This is a genomic window from Streptomyces sp. YIM S03343 (genome assembly GCF_054729195.1).
In genome coordinates, this window is the sequence record NZ_JBPUKX010000001.1 from 6,352,097 (window position 1) to 6,368,172 (window position 16,076).

26 protein-coding genes are annotated in these 16,076 nt (G+C 72.1%); 1 reads left to right on the top strand and 25 read right to left on the bottom strand.

The features are described 5' to 3' along the window. Nucleotides 1–125 precede the first annotated feature (125 nt). From ACSYGN_RS27795 to ACSYGN_RS27915, 25 genes are all read right to left on the bottom strand, one after another. Nucleotides 126–986: a hypothetical protein gene (locus ACSYGN_RS27795; RefSeq protein ID WP_460400255.1), complete on the bottom strand. Its 861-nt coding sequence runs from the start codon at nucleotides 984–986 to the stop codon at nucleotides 126–128. A 95-nt stretch (nucleotides 987–1,081) separates the two neighbouring features. Next, on the bottom strand, nucleotides 1,082–1,339 hold the full coding sequence (locus ACSYGN_RS27800; protein ID WP_460400257.1) for a hypothetical protein: 258 nt from the start codon (nucleotides 1,337–1,339) through the stop codon (nucleotides 1,082–1,084). Nucleotides 1,340–1,488: 149 nt separating this feature from the next. Further along, complete coding sequence (locus ACSYGN_RS27805; protein ID WP_460400259.1) at nucleotides 1,489–1,689, bottom strand: hypothetical protein; 201 nt, start codon at nucleotides 1,687–1,689, stop codon at nucleotides 1,489–1,491. A 125-nt stretch (nucleotides 1,690–1,814) separates the two neighbouring features. Then, complete coding sequence (locus ACSYGN_RS27810; protein ID WP_460400261.1) at nucleotides 1,815–2,177, bottom strand: hypothetical protein; 363 nt, start codon at nucleotides 2,175–2,177, stop codon at nucleotides 1,815–1,817. 127 nt (nucleotides 2,178–2,304) lie between these two features. After that, entirely contained in the window at nucleotides 2,305–2,679 is a 375-nt protein-coding gene (locus ACSYGN_RS27815) for a hypothetical protein (RefSeq protein WP_460400263.1), read from the bottom strand. A gap of 81 nt (nucleotides 2,680–2,760) precedes the next feature. Beyond that, nucleotides 2,761–2,970 carry a hypothetical protein gene (locus ACSYGN_RS27820; protein WP_460400265.1) on the bottom strand — a complete coding sequence of 70 codons (210 nt, stop codon included), beginning with the start codon at nucleotides 2,968–2,970 and terminating at the stop codon, nucleotides 2,761–2,763. 85 nt (nucleotides 2,971–3,055) lie between these two features. Further along, nucleotides 3,056–3,238, bottom strand: a complete 183-nt coding sequence (locus ACSYGN_RS27825) for a hypothetical protein (protein ID WP_460400267.1) — start codon at nucleotides 3,236–3,238, stop codon at nucleotides 3,056–3,058. An 83-nt stretch (nucleotides 3,239–3,321) separates the two neighbouring features. Next, entirely contained in the window at nucleotides 3,322–3,567 is a 246-nt protein-coding gene (locus ACSYGN_RS27830) for a hypothetical protein (protein WP_460400269.1), read from the bottom strand. Between the two features lie 159 nt (nucleotides 3,568–3,726). Next, nucleotides 3,727–3,948 (bottom strand): hypothetical protein, encoded by a 222-nt coding sequence (locus tag ACSYGN_RS27835; RefSeq protein ID WP_460400271.1) that lies wholly within the window; start codon nucleotides 3,946–3,948, stop codon nucleotides 3,727–3,729. Nucleotides 3,949–4,325: 377 nt separating this feature from the next. Then, on the bottom strand, nucleotides 4,326–4,682 hold the full coding sequence (locus tag ACSYGN_RS27840; RefSeq protein WP_460400273.1) for a hypothetical protein: 357 nt from the start codon (nucleotides 4,680–4,682) through the stop codon (nucleotides 4,326–4,328). A gap of 176 nt (nucleotides 4,683–4,858) precedes the next feature. Continuing rightward, the gene (locus tag ACSYGN_RS27845) at nucleotides 4,859–5,023 is read right to left on the bottom strand and encodes a hypothetical protein (RefSeq protein ID WP_460400275.1); all 165 of its coding nucleotides are present in this window, start codon (nucleotides 5,021–5,023) and stop codon (nucleotides 4,859–4,861) included. Nucleotides 5,024–5,338: 315 nt separating this feature from the next. Then, the gene (locus tag ACSYGN_RS27850) at nucleotides 5,339–5,545 is read right to left on the bottom strand and encodes a hypothetical protein (RefSeq protein WP_460400277.1); all 207 of its coding nucleotides are present in this window, start codon (nucleotides 5,543–5,545) and stop codon (nucleotides 5,339–5,341) included. A 193-nt stretch (nucleotides 5,546–5,738) separates the two neighbouring features. Next, nucleotides 5,739–6,884, bottom strand: a complete 1,146-nt coding sequence (locus ACSYGN_RS27855; RefSeq protein WP_460400279.1) for a DUF3560 domain-containing protein — start codon at nucleotides 6,882–6,884, stop codon at nucleotides 5,739–5,741. A gap of 77 nt (nucleotides 6,885–6,961) precedes the next feature. Then, nucleotides 6,962–7,318: a hypothetical protein gene (locus ACSYGN_RS27860; protein ID WP_460400281.1), complete on the bottom strand. Its 357-nt coding sequence runs from the start codon at nucleotides 7,316–7,318 to the stop codon at nucleotides 6,962–6,964. 98 nt (nucleotides 7,319–7,416) lie between these two features. Beyond that, nucleotides 7,417–8,328, bottom strand: coding sequence for a DUF6197 family protein (locus tag ACSYGN_RS27865; protein WP_460400283.1), 912 nt, complete (start codon nucleotides 8,326–8,328; stop codon nucleotides 7,417–7,419). A gap of 69 nt (nucleotides 8,329–8,397) precedes the next feature. Beyond that, nucleotides 8,398–8,799, bottom strand: a complete 402-nt coding sequence (locus tag ACSYGN_RS27870) for a hypothetical protein (RefSeq protein ID WP_460400285.1) — start codon at nucleotides 8,797–8,799, stop codon at nucleotides 8,398–8,400. A gap of 70 nt (nucleotides 8,800–8,869) precedes the next feature. Then, nucleotides 8,870–9,604 (bottom strand): hypothetical protein, encoded by a 735-nt coding sequence (locus tag ACSYGN_RS27875; protein WP_460400287.1) that lies wholly within the window; start codon nucleotides 9,602–9,604, stop codon nucleotides 8,870–8,872. 91 nt (nucleotides 9,605–9,695) lie between these two features. Further along, complete coding sequence (locus tag ACSYGN_RS27880; protein ID WP_460400289.1) at nucleotides 9,696–10,247, bottom strand: hypothetical protein; 552 nt, start codon at nucleotides 10,245–10,247, stop codon at nucleotides 9,696–9,698. A 465-nt stretch (nucleotides 10,248–10,712) separates the two neighbouring features. Beyond that, nucleotides 10,713–11,369, bottom strand: coding sequence for a hypothetical protein (locus ACSYGN_RS27885; RefSeq protein WP_460400291.1), 657 nt, complete (start codon nucleotides 11,367–11,369; stop codon nucleotides 10,713–10,715). A 179-nt stretch (nucleotides 11,370–11,548) separates the two neighbouring features. Further along, nucleotides 11,549–12,013: a hypothetical protein gene (locus tag ACSYGN_RS27890; RefSeq protein ID WP_460400293.1), complete on the bottom strand. Its 465-nt coding sequence runs from the start codon at nucleotides 12,011–12,013 to the stop codon at nucleotides 11,549–11,551. A 78-nt stretch (nucleotides 12,014–12,091) separates the two neighbouring features. Beyond that, complete coding sequence (locus ACSYGN_RS27895; protein WP_460400295.1) at nucleotides 12,092–12,796, bottom strand: hypothetical protein; 705 nt, start codon at nucleotides 12,794–12,796, stop codon at nucleotides 12,092–12,094. A gap of 148 nt (nucleotides 12,797–12,944) precedes the next feature. Further along, nucleotides 12,945–13,217 carry a hypothetical protein gene (locus ACSYGN_RS27900; RefSeq protein WP_460400297.1) on the bottom strand — a complete coding sequence of 91 codons (273 nt, stop codon included), beginning with the start codon at nucleotides 13,215–13,217 and terminating at the stop codon, nucleotides 12,945–12,947. Further along, entirely contained in the window at nucleotides 13,217–13,711 is a 495-nt protein-coding gene (locus ACSYGN_RS27905; protein ID WP_460400299.1) for a hypothetical protein, read from the bottom strand. The genes ACSYGN_RS27900 and ACSYGN_RS27905 overlap by 1 nt, the downstream gene beginning before the upstream one ends. An 8-nt stretch (nucleotides 13,712–13,719) precedes the next feature. Continuing rightward, nucleotides 13,720–14,952, bottom strand: a complete 1,233-nt coding sequence (locus tag ACSYGN_RS27910; protein ID WP_460400301.1) for a hypothetical protein — start codon at nucleotides 14,950–14,952, stop codon at nucleotides 13,720–13,722. 148 nt (nucleotides 14,953–15,100) lie between these two features. After that, a complete protein-coding gene (locus ACSYGN_RS27915; RefSeq protein ID WP_460400303.1) occupies nucleotides 15,101–15,505 on the bottom strand; it encodes a hypothetical protein in 405 nt (134 codons plus the stop codon). Nucleotides 15,506–15,708: 203 nt separating this feature from the next. On the opposite strand from ACSYGN_RS27915, the gene ACSYGN_RS27920 reads away from it, so the two are divergent. Beyond that, nucleotides 15,709–16,011, top strand: a complete 303-nt coding sequence (locus ACSYGN_RS27920; RefSeq protein ID WP_460400305.1) for a hypothetical protein — start codon at nucleotides 15,709–15,711, stop codon at nucleotides 16,009–16,011. Nucleotides 16,012–16,076: the final 65 nt, after the last annotated feature.

Genomic DNA, 16,076 nt, shown 5'->3' on the forward strand with positions numbered 1-16,076 from the left:
GTCCTCCGCCGTCCACTCCGTCCACCACTGCCGCGTGTACGGGTTCGGCCGAAGGATCGCGAGGAGCCGGCACTCCGCGCACCGCTTCCGGTGCGATCCGACCTCGGCCCACCGGTGCCGCGTCGTCACCGGCCCGTCCCCGGCTGTGCGGCGCCGTTCTCGCCGAGGCCAGCCAATGCGTCGCGGAGCGCAGCCGCGCGCCCGGGCCCCAGGTCCAGCCGGTACGGGCGGCGGTCGGCGTCGGACAGGAGGACGATCGTGTGACCGTCGTCGCCGTGCATGACGTCGTCGAGGCCCCACCGCAGCGGGCCGGGCTCCGCCTCCTGGTCGTCGCCGACCGGTGCGCGCAGGTCGTTGAAGGCGTACCCGCAGTTCCTGGGGGGCTCGCCCTCGAAGGACTCGGCGGCGACCACACGCACGTCGGCCGTGTCCTCGTCGGCCATGTGGCGGGCCACGGCCTGCGCCCATGCCTGCTCCGCGCTCACGGCGTCCACGACGTACGTGTAGGGGGCCTTGCCCTCGTCGCGGTCCGGGCCCGCCACGGTCACGGTGAACGGGCGCAGCGTGTCGTCGGGGCGCGGCGGGGCGGCAAGGAGGATCGCACCGGTGGTCACCGTGCGGTGTTCCACGGTCCATCCGGCCGCCTCCAGGGTGGCCGCGTACTTCCGTGCGTAGGTGCGGGCCTGCGCCCAGCGCTGCTCCTGCGACACCCGGTTGGGGTCCAGGATGTTCAGGTTGGGGAAGCGGCGGTGTATGCGGGCGCGGCCGTCGGGCCCGGGGTTGGCCGAGTATCCGGCGGCGGTGCAGGCGCCGTAGTCGTTGACGGTGGCGGCCGTGTGCGCGAAGGCGAGGATGTGCCCGGCGGCGGCGACGACATCCGGGGCAGTCTCGGGGTGTGGCCGCGCCTGCGCGGGCCGCTGCGGGTCGTCGGCGCGGTGCCCGGCAGCGTTGGGCAGGGGCGGGGTGTGCGGGGCGTGTGCGGGCATCGTGGGTTCCTTACAAAGGGGGGAGGCCGGCAGTCGGATGGGGCGCCGCCCCCGGCTGGGTCGAGGAGCCGGGAGCAGCGCGAGGTCGGGGCGTGTCAGGCGTAGTCGGCGACGAGGTGGCGCAGCTCGGCGGCGGCGGCCGGGGTGGCGCCCCGGGCGATGGCCTCCATGCCCTCCTGCCACTCGCGGCTGGCGTCGGAGGCGCCGGGGTCGACGAGGTACTCGGTGACGCCGAGGGTGGCGGCGGAGACCTTGAAGCCGTCGAGGAAGTAGGTGAGCTGGGTGGTGCCGTCGGGGCTGCGGTCGATGACGATCTCGACGCGGCCTCGGGCGGGGTGGGGGAGGTGGTGCATGCGGTCCTCCGGGGTTGGGGGGCGCCCGAGCGGCGCCCTGTGTAGCTACACGATACGTGATTGTGTAGCTACATACAAGTGATGCGGGGTGGGGGGAACGCGACTGCGCCCCGGCCAGGTCGAGCGGCCGGGGCGCAGCGTGGGGGCGGTCAGCGGGCGAGGCGGACGATGCGGCGATCGACCTCTCGGAGGTTGTCGTCCGCATCGCGGATGACGAGCAGGTTGGGCCAGCCGGGAGCGCCGAGCTGGACCACGGTTCCGTGAATGCCCTTCGGGTCGGCGCCGAAGCGGGCCTTGAAGTGGACGGGAATGCCGGTGATGAGGAGGACGGCGAGGGTGGTGAGGTCCATTGGGGTTCCTTCCTGTTCGATGTGTAGCTACACGCTAAGGCAGTGTGTAGCTACATGCAGGCAAGGGTGGGGATACGGGTGCGCCCCCGGCAGGTCGAGAACCGGGGGCGCGGTGAACGGCGGTGTCACCCGCCGCAGGTGCACGGCGCCGGGTCGTCGACGTACGCCGCGAGCGTCAGCGCCAACGCGCTCTCCCGGCGGTCCGCGGCGGTCCGCAGACGCGCCGCCACGACGGGCTGCGCCTGCTCGTCGAACGCCGCCGCCCGCGCCCGCATGTGGCCGATGTAGACCCGCTCGGCGGCGATCTCCGCCGCCCGCGCGTACGCCGGGCACGACCAGGACGTGTAGATCGCGGTACCGGCCGGGGTGTACGCCCGCGCCCGCTGCTCGCCGATGACCAGGACGCCCTGAGGGCGGCTGCAAGGGATCATTCCAGCCGGGAGTTCCACCGTCCCCCCGTCGCGCAGGGTCATCGTCGTGGTGTTCATCGTGTGCTCCTTCGTGCTGGTGGTGCGCCCCGTGGCGCTCCGTGTAGCTACACACTAAGGAAGTCGTGTAGCTACATGCAAGCGCCCCCGGCAGGTCGAGAACCGGGGGCGCAGCAGCGGGCGGCGGTCAGCCCTGCGGGCACGTGCACGGCGCCGGATCGGCCGCCCACGCCGCCGCGATCGCCGCGTGCTTCGCCTCGGCCTCGTCGGCGAGACGCCGCAGGTTCCCGGCCTTGATCGTGAGCCCGCGACGCTCCAGGACGTCGGCGCGGGCGCGCAGTTCCGCGTCCGCCTCGCGCATGCCGAGGACGTGCGCGGCCCGGCCGTAGGCGCCGCAGGAGAAGCCCGACAGGACCTGACGGCCCGCCGGGGTGACGCCGACCGGGACGTAACGGCCGATGTTGTAGGTCACGGCCTCGGGGTGGGCGCACGGGATCATCCCGGCGGGGAGGTCGACGGTTGTCCCGGACGGGAAGGTGAACCGCGTAACCGGGTCGGTCATGGCGTAGGTGCCCTTTCTCGGGGTGTGGCGGGGGTTGTGGGCGCCCCGACCAGGTCGAGCGGCCGGGGCCCCGAGGGTCGGTCAGTTGTCGGTGTGGGCGGGCGTGGTGGTGCCCTGCTCGGCGTCGAGGTAGCGGGCGACGCGGCGGAGGATGAGGTCGGCCTCGTCGGGGGTGAAGAGGAGAAGGACGTCGGCGATGAGGTCGGCGGCCTGGGTGGCGGTGTCCTCGGTGGTGTTGCTGTAGGCGCTGTGCGCGGCGAGGGCGGCCTGTGCGGCGATGGTGTCCTGCATGGTGTTCCTTCCGTCCAGCTGGGGCTTCCTGCCCCGGCGTGTAGCTACACACTAAGGAGAATATGTAGCTACACGCAAGCGCTGGCTAATCGCCCTCACACATCGACAGCGGCGTGCACGGCACACCGGCCGGGGCGCCGAACCCCTCGCACGGCCGGGCCAACGCCACGTCCTGGGCGAGGCGTGGAACGGGCGGGATGCGGGGCGTGCGCGGCGCGTGGGGGCCGGCCTGGCGGGGGGGCGGGGACTGCTCGGTGTTCACGGTCATGCGGCCTTTCTGTGAGGGCGTGGTGGGCGACAGGGGGCGCGGTCCCGACCGGGTCGAGGGGCCGGGACTGCACCGGGCGGCGCCTAGTCCCAGTTCTCGGGGGCCGGACGGAACCGGGCCTTGAACGCGGCGATTTCCTCCGGGGTGGCGGGGCGCCAATCGGCGGTGGCCTCGGCGAGCGTGTTGAACGCCGTGGCCTCGGCGGCCTCCCGGTGGTCGTCGGCGCTCCGGTAGCCGATCCGGAAGCGGTCGGCGTGGGTGATCTGCACGGTGGTGGGGCCGCACCAGGTGTCCCAGGTGACGTACTGGCCTCCGGTGTACTCGGGCACGGGGTGCCTCCTTGCGGGTCCGGGCGGGCCGCCCCCGTCCGTGTAGCTACACACTAAGCTGGGTGTGTAGCTACAAGCAAGTGAGATCGGTGGGTGTCCTCGAATGGCGACAGCCGCCACCCCGTGGGGCGGCGGCCGGACCGGAACACCGGAGAGGCGTCAGGCTGCCTCGGCGGCGACCACCTCGGTGTTGCAGAGGCGGTCGTAGTTCGGACGGCCGACGACGTGCCAGGGGTAGAAGTCCGGGTGGTTGTTGGTCGGGTCCGTGCGGGGCTGGTACTCGACCGGCTCGCCGGCGTACGGCGTACGGGGGTGAGCTTCCAGATGTTCCCCGCTCTGGAGGGCGGCGAGCAGCTCGCTACGGGTCAGGTACTCACGCATGGTCATGGCTCCTTGGGGAGTTCGAAGGTGTCTTGGGCGGGGTGTGCGGGTCGGCCCTTCCGCCCTGTGTAGCTACACGCTAAGGTAAATGCGTAGCTGTACTCAAGGTGACTCCGGGTGGCGCCCTCCCGGGCGTCGGCGCGCCCGCACTGCGCGGGATGCCGGCCCCTGCCGCGCTGGCGATACGGCCGCACAGCGCCCTGCGGCCTTGGTCCTGTGGCACCTGGCCGCAGTGGCCCACCGTCGCGCGCCACGGGGCCGCCTGGGGGCGCTGCCGGGCGCAGCGCGGTGCCCGCCGTACCAGCACGGTGCGGCGTGCCTTCCGGGAAGCGGGTGCGCCCCCGCCGGGTCGAGAGGCGGGGGCGCGGCGGGGGCGGTCAGCCCATGCGGCGGGTCTCCTTGAGGAAGGTGCGGGCGGCGTCGCGCGCCAGGCGGTCGGTCTCGTTCGTGATGGCGCAGGTGCTCTGCGACTCGCCGCGGTCGAGCAGCAGGTCCGTGCACTCCTCGCGGACGCTCTCCAGGGCCTTGGCGGCGCCGACCTTCTCCATGCGGGTGACGACCTGGCGCCAGAGCCGCGCCTTGGCCTGCGCCTCCATGACCGGCTTGAGGACGTAGGAGTCGATGTGGCGGCCAGCGGTGACGGCGTCAACCAGGTCCTTACGGGCCTTGTCCTCGATGCGGGTGGCCAGGTCGGCGGTCCAGGTGATGGTCTCGGCGAGGTCGGTGTTCGTCATGTCGGGCTCCTTCGTGTGGTGGGGCGTTCCGTCGTCCCCGTGTAGCTACACTCTAGGGTGGCTATGTAGCTACACGCAAGCCTGTTCCGCAAGGGAATCCAGGCGCCAGCCGGCCGCGCCGGTGTACGACAACGGCCCCCGACGCCGGATCGCGTCGGGGGCCGTCGGCTGGCCGGTCAGCCTGCGGGCTCGACCAGGTGCCGGGGGTGGTTGTTGATGTAGCCGCCGTGCTCGTTCGGCTCCCAGCTCACGGTCACCGTCGCCCCGCCGTCGTCCTTGGCGACGATGCCCGCGGTGCCGGTCGTGACTTCGATGACCTCCTGGCCCTCGGTGAACCGCATCGCCCTCTCCCTCCATCAAGGTCGGGCCGCCCCCGTCCGTGTAGCTACACGATAGGGGCGTGTGTAGCTACATGCAAGTGTGGTCGGTGCATGAATGGGAGAAGGCCGCTGCGCCCTGGTTTCCCGGCTGCGTCCCCGTCCCCCCGGCGGCTGGCATGCGTCGACGGCCCTCGCCGCGATGTGCGCGCCGGGGGTCGTGCGGGGCAGGCGGTCAATCCTGCGGGTCTCCATCGTGCAGCGGGAGCCGTCGGCGTAGGGGCACGAAAACGCCGCGCCCCGGCCGGGGTGGGCGGCCGGGGCGCAGCGCGGGCGTTCTCAGGCCGAGGCGGGCACCCCTGCCCGGACGACCTCCCACTCCACGTCGGGGTCCAGGTCCGCGAGCCGCTCGAACTCCGCGACGGTGGCGGCCTCGGCAGCCGCGTCGCTGCCGTACTCGACGGCGTCGAACGCCTGGACGGGGTAGATGGACTCGTCGTAGGGCAGGCCCTCGTTGTCGTAGCCCTGGACGATGTAAGCAGCCATGGTATTTCTCCCTCCGGTCGGGTCGCCCGGGGCCTTCCCGGGTGACCGGCGGGGCCGTGCGCCCCGCTCCGTATGACCGCAAGCTACACACGTCGTGTAGCTACACGCAAGCGGGTTGGGAAACGAAGAGCACCGCACCCCGGACGGGCGACGAACCCGCCCGGGGTGCGGCGTCCGATGCCGGCATCCCGGCCTACTCCGCCTTGCGCGCGGCCTCCAACAACTCGGCCATCTCCGCCGCCGACTTCCGCGCCGTCACCTCGTCGTACGGGAACGTCCCGCGCATCCCCGGGTACGCCGCCGTCTTCAGCGAGATGAGCGGCTGAATGTCCGGGCCGCCCGGCACGGTCAGCGTCGTCTTGTTCACCCGCAGGACCTCGTACCAGCGGCCACGCATCCGGGCGAAGTCACCCTTCACGAAGTGCTGCGGCCCCCACACGATGAACCCCTCCTCCTCGGCCTTGGCGATGACGTGCCGCCAGTACCCGAGTTCGTCGGTGAGCTCCTCGTGCCGTCGGTTCAACTCGGCGACCGTGTCCGGGGTCAACGACCGGGTGTAGCCACCGGCAGACTCCCCGCGCTGCCACTTCTCGACGCGGCGCAGGTCGGCGGACAGCTTCTTGATACGGCGCAGGGTCCGGGGAGGGTCGTTCCGGAACTGCTTGTACGCCCCGGCGGCGGCGGCCCTGCGGCCGTAGTGCTCCGCCTTCTCGCCCTCGGCGATGCCCTTCCGCATGTTGTCGTCAATGCGCTTGACGTCGCGGCGGGCGCGCCCCTCGCTGTGGTGCCCGACGAGGATCGGCTGACCGAACGGGATGCTGTCGGCAATTCGGTGCGCCTCCCCGCGGTGCGCCTCCGAGCGGGCAGCCGCGCCGTCCGCGTACCCGGAGAACCGGTCCGCCCGGTCCTCGGCGCGCTCCTCGCGGTCCGCCTCGGCCTCCGCGAAGGAGCGGCGGGTGCCGTTGTCGATGTCGACGATCACGGTCCATCCGGCCGCGCGCAGGGCCTGGGCGGCCTGCCGGATGGACCGCATGTCGGCGTCTTTGTCCCGCGAGTGCCGCTTGAACAGGCAGGGGAGGGAGTGGCTGAACCAGAACCCGTGCAGGCGGACGATGTCGAACACGCCGTCTCCCTTGCGGGATCCGTCGAGGAGGGTGCCGTCGGCGCGGGTGTGCGTGATGTCGATGGTGCCCTTCCCGGGGGCCTGGGCGGGGTACAGAACGGCGTTGAGGCAGTCGGGGGCCGGGCAGTACCAGGTGGGCGCGGCATCGGCGTCGTCGGGGCGCAGCGTCATTGTGGCGTGCTGTCGGCAGTCGGGGGCGGCGGTCGTGTCGGTCATGGTCGTGGTGTTCCTTCCGCGGCTGGTGGGCCGCCCCCTGCCAGGTCGAGGGGCAGGAGGCGGCCCGGGATTGTGGATCAGGCCGGGTACGCGGTGAGGGGGATCTCCAGCGGCTGACCGGTGAAGGGGAGTTCGGAGAGGACGAGGACGCGCAGGTCCTGCGCCGCCGCGTACCGGCGCCGGTAGATCGACCGGCGGGGTTCGGGCAGGGTGTCGTCGACCGGGGTGAGCGGCGAGGGGATGGTCACCCAGTCGCCGCCGTCGCGGATCAGCATCATCGCGTCGTGGAAGTGCCAGACCCCACGGCTCATGTCGATGGTGATGACGAGGGCCTGGAGGCCGTAGTTGCGGCCTCCGCGTCCGGTGAGGCCGACGGCTTCGCGGGCGGCGGCGACGAGCGCCGGGGAGAAGAATGGGACGTCGACGTGGTGCATGGCGGGGGCTTCCTTCTGCCTGGCCGGGGCCCTTGCGCCCCGGCGTGTAGCTACAAGCTAAGTTCGATGTGTAGCTACAGGCAAGTTGAAAGGCCAGGTCAGAACAGCGCTATCGGCCCGGGCTTCACCGGCTCCTCGGCGGGAGCGTGCGCCTCGTCCGGGACGGCCGCGCGGAACACCGCCGCGACCTCCGCCGTGCTGCGCCCCGGCTCGTCCCCCCACATCAGGAGCATCCCGCGCAGATGCTTCGCGACCGCCCGCGCGTCGCTGTCCGCGTCGACGGGGCCGCCCGTCACCTCCTCGACGACCAGGCGCAGCGCGCGGGAGCCGGCATTCCGGTACGCCTCCCAGTCGGCGTGACGGTCCCCGGGGTCCGGCTTCGCGGCGAGGACGGCCCGGTCGAGGGCGTGCAGCATCGTGCAGGCCGCGCTGCCGGCATACCCGTCCGGGGCGTGGGTCTCGGTGCCGGGCCGGTGCCCGGCGTCCTCGATGTGCGCGGCAGCCCAGGTGAGGACGTCCCCGGCGGTAGGGAGGTACAGGCGCTGCGGAGGCCGTCCCGGCCGTGTGGCCGCGGCTGCGGCCCGCTCGGCGTGCCCTGCGGCCCGGCGGAACAGGTCGGCCGCCTCCGCGCCCGTACGCCCCGTCTGCATGCCCCAGGCGTGCACGAGGTAGCGGCGGTACTGGAACTGGTCGACCCAGTCGGGATCGTGGCGCACGGCACCCCCGGAGACGAGGTCCGCCGTGAGGTCGAGGGCGAGGCGCCGCGCCGCGTGGATGGCCGGGTAGTCGTAGACGCGAGTCGAGGCTTGGCGGCCGTCGCCCCCGGCGACGTCGAGGGCGCCGAGGATGCCGGGGCGCAGGAGGGCGGTCCGGGTGGTGGAGCCATCGTGTCCGAAGCGGGAGCCGTCGTGGCCGAAGTGGAAGCCGCGGGCGTCGATGTGCTCGGCGGCCCATTCGAGGAGGTCGCTGGCGTTGGTGGGAAGGATGGTGGATTCCGGGCTGTAGTGCACGGGGTGTCTCCAGGCGTGAAGGAGCGCCCGGCCGTGGTCGAGTCGGCCGGGCGCTCAGGGGGAGGCCGGTCAGGCGATGCGGTGGGCGGGGGCGATCAGGGCGTAGCCGTCGGCGGGCCAGGGGTCGCACAGGTCCCACGGGTTGGTTTCGCCGAGGTTGACGATCGGGCCGGGGCAGTCGTCCATCGTGCAGCAGACGCCGCAGTCGCAGGCGGGGTCGAAGGGCATCGGTGTCGCCTGGTAGCTGTCGGTGAACCAGCAGGAGCGGGGCATGGTCTTGCGGCGCTTGTAGGTGGGGAAGTAGGCGAGGAGGGTGTCACCGGCGACGACGTCACCGGCGCGGACGATACGAATGGCCGCGGGGTCGACGGTGAGGGGGGCCTGGTTCTCGTCGACGGCGAGAAGCGCCCGGCCCCCGACGTCGCCGGGGTATCGGGTGACGATCACGGGGAAGAGTTCGATGTCGGTCACGGGGTTTCCTTCCGTCTGGGCGTGTAGCTACACACTAAGGAATATGTGTAGCTACACGCAAGCGGTGGGGTTACCCGAGCGAGCGCACGAACGCCCCCGTCACCGCCTGCCGGTGCGCCCGCCCGGCACGCCGCGCCTCCTCCGCCCCCTCGTACGTCCCCGTCCACCCGTGGCACGAGCAACCGCCACGGCTGATCCGGTCGTAGACCATCCCCGACCGCCGACCCGGCTTGCACAGACCGGCCGTGCCTGTCATGCCGATGTCTGCCGGCCTCACGTACCCGGCCGGTGCCGTCGCCCGGGTCCGGTGCTTGTCGGCGAGCAGCGCCAGCCGGGCCGCGAGGGACAGCCGCACGGGCACGCGCGTCTCCACGCCCGTCTCGTGCGACACCGCCGTGTACGGCTCGCCGAGGACGACCAGGCCCCGCTCGACGAGCCGGGCCGCCGCTGCCGGTGCAACGCCCTCGAAACCGGCCGAGATCCGGCCCACGCGGCCCCGGGTGCACCTCTCGGCAGCAGTGACCAGGTAGGCGCCCGAGCGGGCGTCCACGGCCGCCAGGGCGCGGCGCACGGCCGGGGTGAACAGGCCGACCGGCATGACCGGTTCCAGGACGATCGTCCGCGTCTTCGGTGTCCGGCTGCCGTCCCAGACCTTCCGCACGACGATCACGCCGCCGCTGCGGGTGGCCTCGACGGTGCAGTGGCGCCTGCGTTCGGCCCGCCGCAGCAGGCTCAAGGCGTGCGCCTCGGACGCGGTGCCGGTGCTGGTCTCGCCGTCCTTGCTGGTGATGGTCTCGGTGAACATGTGTGGACTCCTTGCGTGAGGGGGGCGTACGGGGCGGGGCGGGGGCTGCGCCCGGCCAGGTCGAGGGGGCCGGGCGCAGCAGGGGGAGGCGTCAGGCGCAGGCGGCGTAGACGGGCGTGTACCGCGTCAGGAGCCCGGCGTTGTAGGCGAACACGGCCGCCTCGATGCGGCTCCCGAAGTGGCGGCCGTCGTACACGGGGTGGCGGACGACGACGCCGAGGCCGCCCCAGGTGTTCGGCACGCTGCGGTCGTAGTCGTGCACGTTGAGGATCGCGCCCACGATGCCGCCGTTGGTCGTGTAGGACACGCACCAGGGGGTGGCGGTGACGCGGGTCGCTTCCGGGTCGAACGGCTCGATGGTGTGCACCCGCGCGCGGGTACCGGCGCGCAGCGCCTCGGCGAGCCAGTAGGCGAACTCCGTGCCCCGGTCCAGGTTGTACTGGTGCAGGGCGCTGCGCAGGTTGTCGGCGACCGCCCGCTCGTAGCCGGGGCCGTAGGTGATGAACGGCAGCAGCTCGGCGCGGATGACGCGGATGAGGGCGGTACGGGTGACCGGGCGCTCGCGGTCCGGCACCGAGATCTCAAGGGGCAGCGTCTGCTGCCAGTGTGTCAGGTAGAGCTGCGCCTCGTGTGCTCCGAACATGTGGGCCTCCTTGGGAGGTTGGGGCGGCCGTTCCGCCCGTGTAGCTACACGCTAAGTGCAGTGTGTAGCTACAAGCAAGCGGAGGTGGGGCGGTCGGCCAACGCGTTCTGTCCGCCCGTTGACGCCCCACCGCGGGAAGCTGCAAGGGCGGCCCCGGGGGTACCTGGACCGGCCGTCAGCGGGCCGTCAGGTGTGAGGCGCGGCCCGGTCCCGGTACGCAGTCAGGAAGCCGGTATGCGCGCCCGGCTGAACGCCTTCCAGGCGATCTCGTACGGGGTTGCGCCACAGGCACCGCAGCCGCACCGGCACTCACCCCGGTTGGTGCGTTGGCCGTCAGGGTGCGCGCAGGGCGGGCTATCGCGGTCCAGCGGCGGCATGGGGTTCCTCCAGGGCGGTCGGGGTGTACGGGGGGCAGTGCGGGGCCCGGTTCGGTCGAGTGACCGGGCCCCGTCGGGCTGGGGGCGGTCAGACCGCCGAAGCCTCCGCGTCCAGCACCGTGACGTGGGCGGGACCGACGTGCACGGCGCACGGCCGCCACGAGCCGACCGGGAACAGCGCGTACCCCTGGCAGTCCCAGTCGTCGCACTCGTCCTGGACCGCGCACTCGCGGACGCGGAAGACGCCCCCGGACAGCGGCGCGAGGGAGCCGTGGTAGCGGACGAGCGTGTCGTCCTCCAGCCACACCGGGCGCACCGGCTCCGGAGCCTTGACCGGCTCCGGCTCGGCGTCGGCCGGGAGGCCCTGCCCGGCGTGCTGGCGCGCGTTGATGACCGCCGCCGCGCCATGGCGCAGGTTGCGCACCCAACCGGCCGCGAAGAAGTCGTCGTTCGCCGCGTCGTACCACTCGACGTGGACGCGGCTACCGGCGCCCTGGAACAGCACGCCGACGAGCCCGGCCTCTGGGTGGGCGACCTTCCAGCCGTTGACGGTGAGGCGGAACGCCTCCTCGTCGATGCCGCGCGTGTTGAGGGCGTCGGTGATGTCCGCCCATTCGGCGACCTCGGCGCGGCTCGTGCCGGTCAGGGTGAGGGTGACGTCCCCGAGCGTGCGGAGGGCCATCGCACCGGCGTCGTCCCGCTCACCGGCGGTGACGTTGCGGGTGGTGAAGGTGTAGTTCTGCATGGTGGCCCCTCCTTGGGGGGTTGGGGGGCGGTCCGTCCGCCCTGTGTAGCTACACATTAGGGAGGCTGTGTAGCTACATGCAAGCCGGTTTGGGGTGACCGACCGCAGATTCCCCCACACCCCGCGCCGCGGCGCCCCGCCGACTCGGGCGGAGCCGGCAGCACGGCGCGGCGGGCCGGTCAGGCGCCCGTCTCGTCGCCGCCGCCGCGCGAGGCGAACCAGTCGGCATTGGCGTTGTCGACCGCGCCACAGACGGCGGTCAGCCGACGGGAAGCGGCGCGGCGCTCCGCCACGAGGGCCTCCCACTTCGCGGCGTTCCGCTCCCGGGAGTCCTCCCTACCGACCCGAATGGCGCGCACCACGGCGCCGCTGGCGTAGTTGGCGGCCTTGCTCAGCCGGTCGTTCTCGCCGAGGTAGTGCTTCATCAGGTCCAAGGCGGTAGCAAGGCGCTCGGAGGCGGCCACGCGGTAGAAGGGGCGCCGCCCGGCGGTCTTCTCGCGGGCCGCCTCGATGACGGCCTCGGGGTCGCCGCCCAGTTCGGCGAGGTCGGCGATCAGGTCGGTGATGCGGCTGTCGATGTCGGCGGTGGGGTCGTTGGCGTCGTTGTAGGCGATCAGGGCCGCGAGGGCGGCGGTGCGGGACACGGGGACTCCTTCGGTCGGGGTGTCGGCAGGGCCCGTCCCGGCCAGGTCGAGGGGCCGGGACGGGCTGCACGGGGGAGGTCAGCCGATGGCCAATTCGGCGAACTTGTCGGCCTTGCGGTGCACGAGGGTGGGGTTCGAGGCGGTGACGTACGCGACCGTGGCGCGGGTCCTGGTGACCTTGATGACCAGGCCCCGCCGGTACGAGCCGTGGCCCCACACGTAGGCGACGTCGCCGGTCTTCGGGGTGGCGCCGTCGTCCCAGCCGGGCAGGCCCTCGATGCTCGTGCGGGCGTCGACGAGGGCGATCAGCTTCGGCTGGATCTCCTCGTCGGCCCGCTTCAGGTCGACCCAGCCGCGGACCCTCGCCGCCACGACCTCGACGTCGCCCTTCGGCGCCGCGACGCGGGTCCCGTTGTAGGTGACCTCGTAGCGGGCCATGCGGCGACTCTTGCCGTTCGCGGTGGCCGGGACGCGGGTGATGACGAACTCGATGCCCTCGTAGGTCTCGCGGTGCGCCTCGACCGGCTTGAGGTTGCTGGTGCGGGCGTGCTCCTCGGCGATCCGGTCGGCGGCGGCCACGGCCTCGTCGAGGGTCGCGAAACGGGGGACGGGGGTGCCGGTGCGGTGGCCGGGGGTCCACAGCTCGAAGGGGGTCTTCTCGAAGCGGGAGCCGGCGGGCCACGGGTAGTGCTCGACGACGCCGATGGTGTCGATGCCCTGGTCGAGGATCCACTTGCTGTCGGGCTTGATGTCGTCCGGGGTGATCTTGACGTATGCGCGCATTGCTTGGCCTCTCCGTTCGGACCGCCCTACACGGTCTGTGTAGCTACACGATAGAGCGGATGTGTAGCTACATGCAAGCTGGTTGGGTCGAGAAACGGGAACGCCCCGGCAGGTCGAGAGCCGGGGCGTTCCACGAGCGGGGGTGGGTTCAGCGCTTGGTGACCGTCACCGTGCGGCGAGGCGTCGTCATCCTCGCCCCGCTGCGCCTCGGTGTTGACGCCCGCGGCGCCTTCCGCGAGGCCGGCCCCCGCGACCGCCCAGTACCGCCGTGGACGTGCGCGGTGGCGTGCTGGTCGTCATGGACGACGACCACCGACGGGGACGGCGTACCGGTTGACTGGGGGTCACAGGCGGCGGCCGAGAACGCCACGGCGGCGACCAGGACGGCAGCGACGGACGCTGCTGCAACAAACGTCTTCATCATTCCCATTCTCCGAATCGGTCGGACAACCAGACCTGTCCACCGCGCACACGGTCCTGCGGCCGGTACACGCGCACAGGCGCGGGGACCGTCCGCCAGGCCGCAGTGCGGCCCTCAAGAGCCCGCGTCACCGTCATGACGGCGTCCGTCGGGACGATGGACCCCGAACTGAACAGCTCGGCCGCGAGGTAGCGCAGCGCGTCCCGCCGCACGCCCGGCTGCACGGGCACGCCCCGGTCGTACTCGGCCCGCCACTCCCGCCACGCCTCGGCCGGGACGTCCAGGCACCAGTGCATGCGGGCCACGATCCGGCCGTCGACGACGCGCGCCCGCCCCGTGTACAGGCCGTGGAACCAGCTCTCGGTCTCCTCGACGCCCGGGATGCTCTCCCAGGCGCACGAGAGGTACGCGGTCAGCTCCCACGGCCCGCGCTCGACGGCGCAGCCGTAGCTGTCCACCCACGAGTCCAGGCCGACGGACCAGTGGGTGAACAACCGGGCCCTCACTCGAAGGCCGCCTGCAAGGCGGCGGCGATCCGGGCCGCGCGGTGCGCCTCGGCGACCATGTGCAGCAGGTCTTCGGCGTCGGCGCTCTCGGCGTACTCGACGTCGTAGACCTCCGGGCCGCGCAACTGGGCGATCAGGCCCTCAGCCTTGCGGAGTTCGGCCTGCGCGGCCGTCAGGGCCGTGGCGAGGTCGCGGCGCAGCCGGTCGCTCACCTCGTCGCGGAGCACCTCGGCCTCGGCCCTCTCGTACAGGCGGTGCGCGCGGCCCTGGTCGCCGAACTGCTCGGCGAGGCGCTCGCAGATCGGGTACCGGTCCTGGGCGGGGGTGGCGGCCAGGAGGCGGATGAGGCCGGCCTCGTCGGTGGGGATCGTCTCGGATGGTGCCTGTGTCGGCATGGTGGGTTCCTCCTTGGGGGTGGGTGTCGTCTCGTCGACGATGCGGATGGTGTCGGTAAACACCGAGTTGAGGCCGGTGCCGTCGCTGATCGCGGCGGAGTCACGTCCGATCAGCCACGGCTCGCGGTCGACGCGGACGCGGACGGTCGACGGCTCCATGTTCCGGGTGGCGGTCTTGGCCTCGATGAGGTCGCCGGCCTTCACCTGCACGGGGAACTGCGTCCACTCCGCCTCGGGAACCGGGGCGACGGGCGCGGGACGGTGCGCGAACCGGCAATGGACCGACCGCTTCTCGATCGTCCAGCCGGCCTCGCGGAGCTTGTCGGCGAGGATGTCGAGCTGGACCTTGAACGGCTCGCCGTGCTGCTCGCAGTAGCCGCCGCCCTCCAGCCAGTAAAGGGCGACCCGGCCGTTTCCGCGCGGCTCGACGAAGGCGCCCCACACACTGGGGTCGAGATCGTCGCCGACTTCCGTGTGATCGGTCATGGGGGCCTTGCGGAGGTCGCCGAGAGCGTCGAGGGCGGCGCGGACGTCGGCGTGGTCGGAGTGCTTCGGCAGGCTGCCGTGCGCGGTGCCGGCGTGGGTGACGATGACGCCCTCGACGACGCTCGGGGCGTCCGCCTGGGCGGCCTTGAGGGCGGTGAGGATGCCCTCGCCCTTCGCGGTGAGGGTGGAGTAGACGCGGTGCAGGATGCCCCGGTCGGCGAGCGCGTTGTAGGTGCGGTCGGGGCAGTCGATGATCGCGCCGCTGGCGCCGCTGTAGATGGCGGCGACCATGGGCTCGGTGAGTTCGTGCTGCCGCATGATTCGCCGCATGGCCGGTGTGGTTTCCATGGGTGGGACTCCTTCGTGTAGGGGTGTTCCCCGCCGTTCGTGTAGCTACACATTAGAGGGTATGTGTAGCTACACGCAAGCGGGGTGATGCTCGGGGAGGGGCCCGCGCCCCGGCAGGTCGAGGACCGGGGCGCGGCGGGTTGTGCTGTCAGGCGTCGCCGATCCGAACCAGCGCGGTCTCGCCGCCGATGGCGAGCTGGTAGCACAGGCGACCGTCGGCGCTGCTCGCGTAGGACACGCGGACGCGGAAGGCGGCGCCCGCCCAGGTGTGCACCTCGGGCGAGACGGTGCCGCCGACGGCGCGGGCCGTCATCCAGGCCAAGGCGTAGTCGGTGAGGGTTCCGGAGCGCATCTCGCCGTCGACGAGGAAGGCGTATCGGGTCGGCGTGCCCGGGACGGTGGCGGGCTCCCAGTCGCCGCCGGGCTCGCGGGAGACGACGGTGATGTGCGACCCGATGGCGGCGATCTCCTCGGCGACCTCGCGGTCGGCGGCGGGGATGACGGTGGAGGTCACCGCGAGGGTTGCCCAGTCACGGCGGTCGATGATGGTCATGTGAGACTCCTTCAAGGGCCGCCCCTTGCGGCCTGTGTAGCTACAAGCTAAGTCCACTGTGTAGCTACACGCAAGTGTGTCTATGGCTGCGCCTCGGATGGTCGAGGGTGGGGGCGTGGCGGGAATGAAGGTGGGTCCGATGTAGCTACACGTCAAGGGGTGCAAGGTTGCGCGTGTAGCTACATGACTGTACGGTGGCGGGCATGATGAGCCCCGCATACCTCAAAGACAGCCACACCCCACCCCGACAGGTCCGCATCGGCGACGAGTGGTACGAGTTCCAGGCCGCCCTCGAACTAATGGGCGGTAATCCCGTCGGCGGCGGCAGCGAACGTGCCGAGAACCTGCGCGCCTACCTCGCCTGGTTCCTGAACAAGCCCGGCGCCGAACTGCCCGCACGCCCGCCGGCCGAACTGGCCACCAAGATCAAGCGACGCGCCCGCCAGCTTAAAAAGGAGGCTGAGGAGAAGGCCAAGGCCCGAGCCGGCGCGCGGAAGAAGGCGTGACGACGAGACACCCACAACGCCCGGCTGCCGAACACACGGAGGCCGCCCGCCAACCAGCACACCCA

Bases quoted from the DNA above. Each gene is read 5' to 3' on its own strand.
- ACSYGN_RS27915 (WP_460400303.1), bottom strand. From the start codon at position 15,505: ATGACCATCATCGACCGCCGTGACTGGGCAACCCTCGCGGTGACCTCC.
- ACSYGN_RS27895 (WP_460400295.1), bottom strand. From the start codon at position 12,796: ATGCGCGCATACGTCAAGATCACCCCGGACGACATCAAGCCCGACAGC.
- ACSYGN_RS27910 (WP_460400301.1), bottom strand. From the start codon at position 14,952: ATGGAAACCACACCGGCCATGCGGCGAATCATGCGGCAGCACGAACTC.
- ACSYGN_RS27845 (WP_460400275.1), bottom strand. From the start codon at position 5,023: ATGCGGTTCACCGAGGGCCAGGAGGTCATCGAAGTCACGACCGGCACC.
- ACSYGN_RS27860 (WP_460400281.1), bottom strand. From the start codon at position 7,318: ATGCACCACGTCGACGTCCCATTCTTCTCCCCGGCGCTCGTCGCCGCC.
- ACSYGN_RS27880 (WP_460400289.1), bottom strand. From the start codon at position 10,247: ATGTTCGGAGCACACGAGGCGCAGCTCTACCTGACACACTGGCAGCAG.
- ACSYGN_RS27875 (WP_460400287.1), bottom strand. From the start codon at position 9,604: ATGTTCACCGAGACCATCACCAGCAAGGACGGCGAGACCAGCACCGGC.
- ACSYGN_RS27800 (WP_460400257.1), bottom strand. From the start codon at position 1,339: ATGCACCACCTCCCCCACCCCGCCCGAGGCCGCGTCGAGATCGTCATC.
- ACSYGN_RS27805 (WP_460400259.1), bottom strand. From the start codon at position 1,689: ATGGACCTCACCACCCTCGCCGTCCTCCTCATCACCGGCATTCCCGTC.
- ACSYGN_RS27795 (WP_460400255.1), bottom strand. From the start codon at position 986: ATGCCCGCACACGCCCCGCACACCCCGCCCCTGCCCAACGCTGCCGGG.
- ACSYGN_RS27855 (WP_460400279.1), bottom strand. From the start codon at position 6,884: ATGACCGACACGACCGCCGCCCCCGACTGCCGACAGCACGCCACAATG.
- ACSYGN_RS27885 (WP_460400291.1), bottom strand. From the start codon at position 11,369: ATGCAGAACTACACCTTCACCACCCGCAACGTCACCGCCGGTGAGCGG.
- ACSYGN_RS27920 (WP_460400305.1), top strand. From the start codon at position 15,709: ATGATGAGCCCCGCATACCTCAAAGACAGCCACACCCCACCCCGACAG.
- ACSYGN_RS27850 (WP_460400277.1), bottom strand. From the start codon at position 5,545: ATGGCTGCTTACATCGTCCAGGGCTACGACAACGAGGGCCTGCCCTAC.
- ACSYGN_RS27815 (WP_460400263.1), bottom strand. From the start codon at position 2,679: ATGACCGACCCGGTTACGCGGTTCACCTTCCCGTCCGGGACAACCGTC.
- ACSYGN_RS27825 (WP_460400267.1), bottom strand. From the start codon at position 3,238: ATGACCGTGAACACCGAGCAGTCCCCGCCCCCCCGCCAGGCCGGCCCC.
- ACSYGN_RS27900 (WP_460400297.1), bottom strand. From the start codon at position 13,217: ATGAAGACGTTTGTTGCAGCAGCGTCCGTCGCTGCCGTCCTGGTCGCC.
- ACSYGN_RS27835 (WP_460400271.1), bottom strand. From the start codon at position 3,948: ATGCGTGAGTACCTGACCCGTAGCGAGCTGCTCGCCGCCCTCCAGAGC.
- ACSYGN_RS27810 (WP_460400261.1), bottom strand. From the start codon at position 2,177: ATGAACACCACGACGATGACCCTGCGCGACGGGGGGACGGTGGAACTC.
- ACSYGN_RS27840 (WP_460400273.1), bottom strand. From the start codon at position 4,682: ATGACGAACACCGACCTCGCCGAGACCATCACCTGGACCGCCGACCTG.
- ACSYGN_RS27820 (WP_460400265.1), bottom strand. From the start codon at position 2,970: ATGCAGGACACCATCGCCGCACAGGCCGCCCTCGCCGCGCACAGCGCC.